The organism is Gilliamella sp. wkB308 (assembly GCF_001690185.1).
Classification (GTDB): domain Bacteria; phylum Pseudomonadota; class Gammaproteobacteria; order Enterobacterales; family Orbaceae; genus Gilliamella; species Gilliamella apicola_I.
This window is the reverse complement of record NZ_LZGN01000032.1, coordinates 1-5,709: the sequence shown is the minus strand read 5'-3', so window position 1 is coordinate 5,709 and position 5,709 is coordinate 1. Positions and strand designations below refer to the sequence as shown.

Annotated in this window: 4 protein-coding genes; all 4 read left to right on the top strand. The window is 37.3% G+C overall.

Features of this window, described 5'->3' with window-relative positions; translation table 11 throughout:
- On the top strand, positions 1–516 hold a 516-nt coding region (locus tag A9G10_RS12770), incomplete at its 5' end, for a DUF6708 domain-containing protein (protein ID WP_179855808.1).
- Between the two features lie 57 nt (positions 517–573).
- Positions 574–1,446 carry a DUF6708 domain-containing protein gene (locus A9G10_RS04605; RefSeq protein WP_065558445.1) on the top strand — a complete coding sequence of 291 codons (873 nt, stop codon included), beginning with the start codon at positions 574–576 and terminating at the stop codon, positions 1,444–1,446.
- A gap of 287 nt (positions 1,447–1,733) precedes the next feature.
- Complete coding sequence (locus tag A9G10_RS04600) at positions 1,734–2,663, top strand: hypothetical protein (RefSeq protein WP_065558444.1); 930 nt, start codon at positions 1,734–1,736, stop codon at positions 2,661–2,663.
- On the top strand, positions 2,663–5,709 hold a 3,047-nt coding region (locus A9G10_RS04595; RefSeq protein WP_143425953.1), incomplete at its 3' end, for a T6SS effector BTH_I2691 family protein. The genes A9G10_RS04600 and A9G10_RS04595, both read left to right, overlap by 1 nt.

The window sequence follows — 5,709 nt, the reverse complement described above, 5'->3', positions numbered from 1 at the left end:
AAAACAGGCAAGGTTTATCTTTACGAAGCGGTGGCAATGAAATGGATGTTTAAAGCATGGCCACCGAGAAGAGCCTTTAAAGATTTAAACAAATTTCATATAAAAGTTTATGATTGGGAAAACTTTTATGGCGTATTACAAGGTTCAACAGTGGTCAATGTAAAAGGCGGTAGCTTTGAAGATTATGCTTTAATTGGGGCTGTTTGTGAGCCTAATAGCTATAAATTGATTGAATATATTTATATTCGAAAAACAAATTGTTTTGCGGAGGACTGGGATTGGATCTGTAATTTTATGGAATCGGACATTGATAACCCCATAGACCAAGCTGGCTTAGAATACGTTGATTATAAACCTTGGGATGCCAAAACCTTTATGCAAGTCAAACCGAAGCTAAAAATCACCTCGAGACAAATTGAAGGGTTAGACAAGGCATCGAAAGCGGGCTCAAAAGAAGAGCTAGCCCAAATAGAACAAGAGTATGAACTAACAAAACCCGTATATCCGGTCGAATAATCTTCACATTAGTTTAAAAAATGGAAAGCAAAACAATCAGGATAGCAGGAGTAAAAAATGCCATCACGTTACAAACCGCAACTTGTTTGTTGGAATCAAGATTTAAGTAAAACCAGTGGAGGAGGGATACTCGGTTCTACAAATTATATTGCATGTGCGACAGATAATTACCTTGAAATATTTCGTAAACGAAAAATTATAGGTCCCTATATCGGATTTTTTTTATTTGGAAGTGCAGAAATTTCGTTTATTTGGTTATTTTTTTATTTATTAAATCAAAATAGTATTGATTTATGGGTGATTATAATGTCGTTTGTTATATCTATAGTGGGAGGTCTGGTTGTTTATTTCATTCTTTTCAATCTTCTTTTTGGTCAATTTGCTCCCGTAAGTAATCCAATTCGTTTTAATCGCAAAACAGGTAAAGTTTACCTTTACGAAGCGGTGGCAACAAAATGGATGTTTAGATTTTGGAAGCCGCTATGTTCATTCAATGATTTAAATAAATTTGAGATTAAGGTTTATGATTGGGAAAGCTTTCATGGTGTATTGCAACGATCTACGGGGGCTTTTGCTTCGGGCGGAACAATAGAACACAATTCTTTATACGGAGTAGCTTGCAAACCTGGTAGTTACGAAGTCATAGAATATATTTATATTCGAGAAACAGATTGTTTAGCTGGCGATTGGGATTGGATAAGCCACTTTATGGAGTTTAGAACGAACGAACCTTTAGACCAAATAGGTTTACAATACCTTAATTATTACCCACGTGATGCCGAAACCTTTATGCAAGTAAAACCGAGGCTAAAAATCACCTCGAGACAAATTGAAGGATTGGACAAGGCATCGAAAGCGGGCTCAAAAGAAGAGCTAGCCCAAATAGAACAAGAGTATGAACTAACAAAAACCGTATATCCGGTCGAATAATCCTAACGTTAGTTTAAAAAACGGAAAGCAAACCAATCAGGGTAGGAGTAAATCGGGCTTTTTCTTCAAATTGTACAATTTAACGATTGGATTATAGGTAATGGTATTGTAAATACAATCAAAAAAACGCTATTTTAATCATTAAACTGATTATTAATCTAAGTTATTTAAAAAATATAGTTAAATAAATGTTAATTTTATTTTAAAATAATAAGAAAAGCTTTGTACCGATAATGAAAGTTTAGATAGTACAATTTGCATAATAAAAAGTATGAATGGAAATAGTCATGAAAGCTCATTTAGACAAATTTATCAACTTGATGAATGAAAACAATAAAAATCGTTATTTACTGGTTGATAAATTACGCCCTCTACCCGATTACAATTTAATCTCGGTTGACAATATTCAGAATTATTATTTTGATCCCCTCGCCGATAAAGCAGCCAAAAAAGAACGTATTGTTCCGGTTTTGCGGACAGATTTTAAACATAATTTACAATACTGTCCCCATTTAATTCTAATGGCTGATAAAAATGAAGCGCTCAATCCCAAATTATTATCGCTTTCTTTACAAGAAGCGAATACCGAACGCTATCTTGACAAACGCTATATTTGCGCGTGGTTAACAAGTGACTTGTCCCCGACAGAATTAGCCGAAGAATTAGTGGCAACAGGTGAAAGACTGGCACAGGAAATACCAACCATTAATCCTCGTTTTTTAACGTATTATGAACCGTTCCGTATGCAGTTATTACACGAAGCTAATCAGATTTATCCGCAATGGCTACCCCGACAGCTTAAAGGGATAGCACAATACTGTTATCTCAATCTTAGCGGTAAACTGAAAATCATCCAAAAATCTGAACAAGATGAGCTGCTCGGGTTTTCGCAATTAAGTGAAAGGGCGCATTCGTTTCAACAATATTCCAAGCCCATTTATCTCTGCTTCAAAACATTGAAAGAAAAACAACGCATCACAACACCGGATGATACGCTACTTATGGTAGTGGCCGATAAATGGGTGGAAGGGATAAATATTGGACTGTCTGATTTGGAAGATCAGTTTGCCTTTGCCATGACCAGTTTATTTTATCACATTGATTTAATGGCGAATAAAGCCACGGAAAAAGCAGTGTTCAATGCAATTGAACAACCGGGCACATTAAAAGAAAGTTTATCAGTATTAAGACAATTAAAGTGGGGAGAGGTTAACTAATGGACTTGGAACAAAACAATCAAAAGCAAGACGATTTAGACGAAATGCAAACCGACAATAATACACATGAAATTAGTATCAACGAAGACATAGAAAAGCTGACCTCAGAATGCAAAAAAAATTGTCGACTCTGTGATCGGGAAGGTTTTCCAATATACTTACTGAGAAAGTCAGTCATCCGTAAAAAAGCATGGAATGTGCCCTGGTCAAATAAAGTGCCGGAAGATGTTGCAAAGCAACCTAAAAACCTGCTTAAGGAGCATGAATATACCTTACGAAATGTAAGACAAGGCTATATTTATGTATTGGTTGAAAGCAAGGAAGGTAACAAAGAGTTTCTCGGATATGAAGTGACGCCAGAAGGCGTGTTCAGACAAAGACCACTGGAAAACATGGTCATTAACAAATGTGAGCCCATGTCAGCTTCGTGTATCAAATCAAATCACCATGTACCGGCATCATTTATCAATATCGATACCAATTTATACCAAAAAGCCTGGATAGCCTACAGTAAGTACCCCTGGACAGAAAAGATAAGAGAAAAATACCTTAGCGGTGAAGCGGCTCTGGATCGTTTTACGTATGTTGATCTTAGTGAAGAAGCCATTCAGACAATATCACCCGATCAGATACGGGCGAAAGATTTATTTATGATGGCAGAGGGTTATAACAAGTCGGGGAACGATAATGCTGACTTTTCAACATCACCGTTTCCGTTACAACCGGAACTGGTTTTCGAGGACCTCAGAACAACCGGATTTTACACAATTCATCATTTTGAAAGCCGTAAAGAATCGAACTGGGGTTATTTTATTTTTGCCAGCAATATGGAAGACAAATACAATTGCCAAGTACCGGTAGTTTTGGTCGAAGATAATTTTGGTATTGTTGAAGAACTCAATTACCAGCGAGAAGTAAAAAATAATTATACCGGTGAAAAAGGATTAAATGGAAAACTCAACGAAAAAAACGGGGTTCCCTTTATTTATAGTCAAATATATGATGAAGAATGTCAGTATAAATTTACAATACAACAAACAATCGACGGTTATGAAAAATCATTAGAACAATTTTTTAAGGAAAGGTCATCCGGCTATATTAGAGAAACTATTATAAATCTTGCCGGAGGCGGCCAATCGACAAATTTAACACGCAGTGAAATTGATATTTGTACTAATTCTATACTCGCTCCATGCGAATTTATACCGCAAGAAAAATCGGCAGAGCTCAATTTTCAGGAGCACTGGAAAAAATTAAAAGCCCAGCTTGACATGAAAGCGCTTGAACGTTTTCGCAGCAGCTGGAAAAACAGTACTGACAGTGTTAACCAAACTATTCAAAAATATTCGCGGGACTATGCCAATTATGCACGCTGGTTATTTGGTCGAGAAGGGATGAATTCGAAACTGTCAAAAGTAGTGATATCCGAGCGGAACAAAACCCGCTTTTGGGAAGTTGAATTCGACTACCGACTCAAACCTTTTCATAAATTTTATCTGGATGATGCACATACAATGTTATCCAGTCATATCCCCCCGACTGATGATGTAAAAGCCTTACAAGATGAACTCTGTTCCGATCCGGACAGCTACTACTATCAAGTTCTGGCGGGTGACGATAAGGATTTATTTGGTCAAAACGACAGTGACACGGCAGAAAATAATAATTCTTCATCCACTTCAATCAGTACGGAATCATCCGGTGGTGATCTTGATAAAGTGCTAGCTGACAGCATGAATAACATTTTTGGAGCAGATATCGATGCCAGCGACGGGGATATCTTATTAGCGCATGTTATTCGTAATCATATTTTATCGTTGTCAACGGATGTCACTTCAGGCATTGCCACCGAATACCGCAATAGCAATGTATTACTGAACGAAACACTGGTAAGCGGTCGTTTAAAACAGTTGGCGGCAAAAATAGCCGATGGAAAAGTAACCGAAGTTAAGTTAAAAATCCGCATGCCCCATATTGCCGAAGTTTTTGAAAGTATTGGCAAAATATCGGTCACCGGTGGGGTTAATTTTAAAACCAACTTAAAAACAGCAACGGGCGATAACCTTTATTTTAATAAAGCCGATTCAAAATTTTATATTATGGATTTGAATGGCAAGTCCCGAGGTTTTACCCGGGCTGAATACAATGTGTTAAAACAAAAAACCGTGACACTTGACGTGAGCATGGTGACAGAAAATGCACGGGTACCGCAAAATTTACTGGATGATTTTAAAAAGCTGGCAAACGAAGATATTTTACCTATCCAAAAATTTCGACGATTTGTCGCGCGCGTTCCTCAGGATATTGACATTGCGGTAATGGCAAATGGGGATGAATTACAACAATCATCATTAAAAGAAGTTAAAAATGAAAAACTGAACCATGTTCCAACAGAAAATCAAAAAATTAAAGTGAATGGTTTAGCCAAAAGTTTTTTAAATGTAGTGATGTTGGGGTTCACCCTGAAAGGATTAGAAGAGAACCGAAAACAACTTCAATCCGAAACCGACCCAATAGCACGAGCTTTTCTGTTTTATGATGTCTGTTCGGGTTACATTGCGCTGTATGGTATGACGGCTGAAGTGGTGGGGCATATTATCAAAATGGCAACCGGTAAAACGGCATTAAGGGTCAGCAATTTTTTAACCCGTTTTCCGCACGGCGAAAGTCGACTCACCACGCAAAACCTAAGAATGGCTAAGGGAATAAACAACTTTTTCAATATCACCAATAATTTGGTCAATATTGCCGGTAAAGGACTTGCTCTATTAACAATAGTTGATGGAGGGATGGAAGTAATTAAAGGTTTCAATTTAATGTTCAGAGAAGGAGAAGGAAAAGCTGGTACGCTAAAAATAATTGGCGGAGTAGCTATAATACTAGGTGCGGCATTGTCCTTAAAACTGTTTACATTATGGCTTCCAGCTACAGCGGTACCGGTAGTTGGCATTATTGCTGCCGTTGCCGGTATTATTATTATCTATATTGCCTCTTTTTTTGAACGAACCAAGTTAGAGCGTTGGTTTGCGCGTTGTGGGTTTGGGGT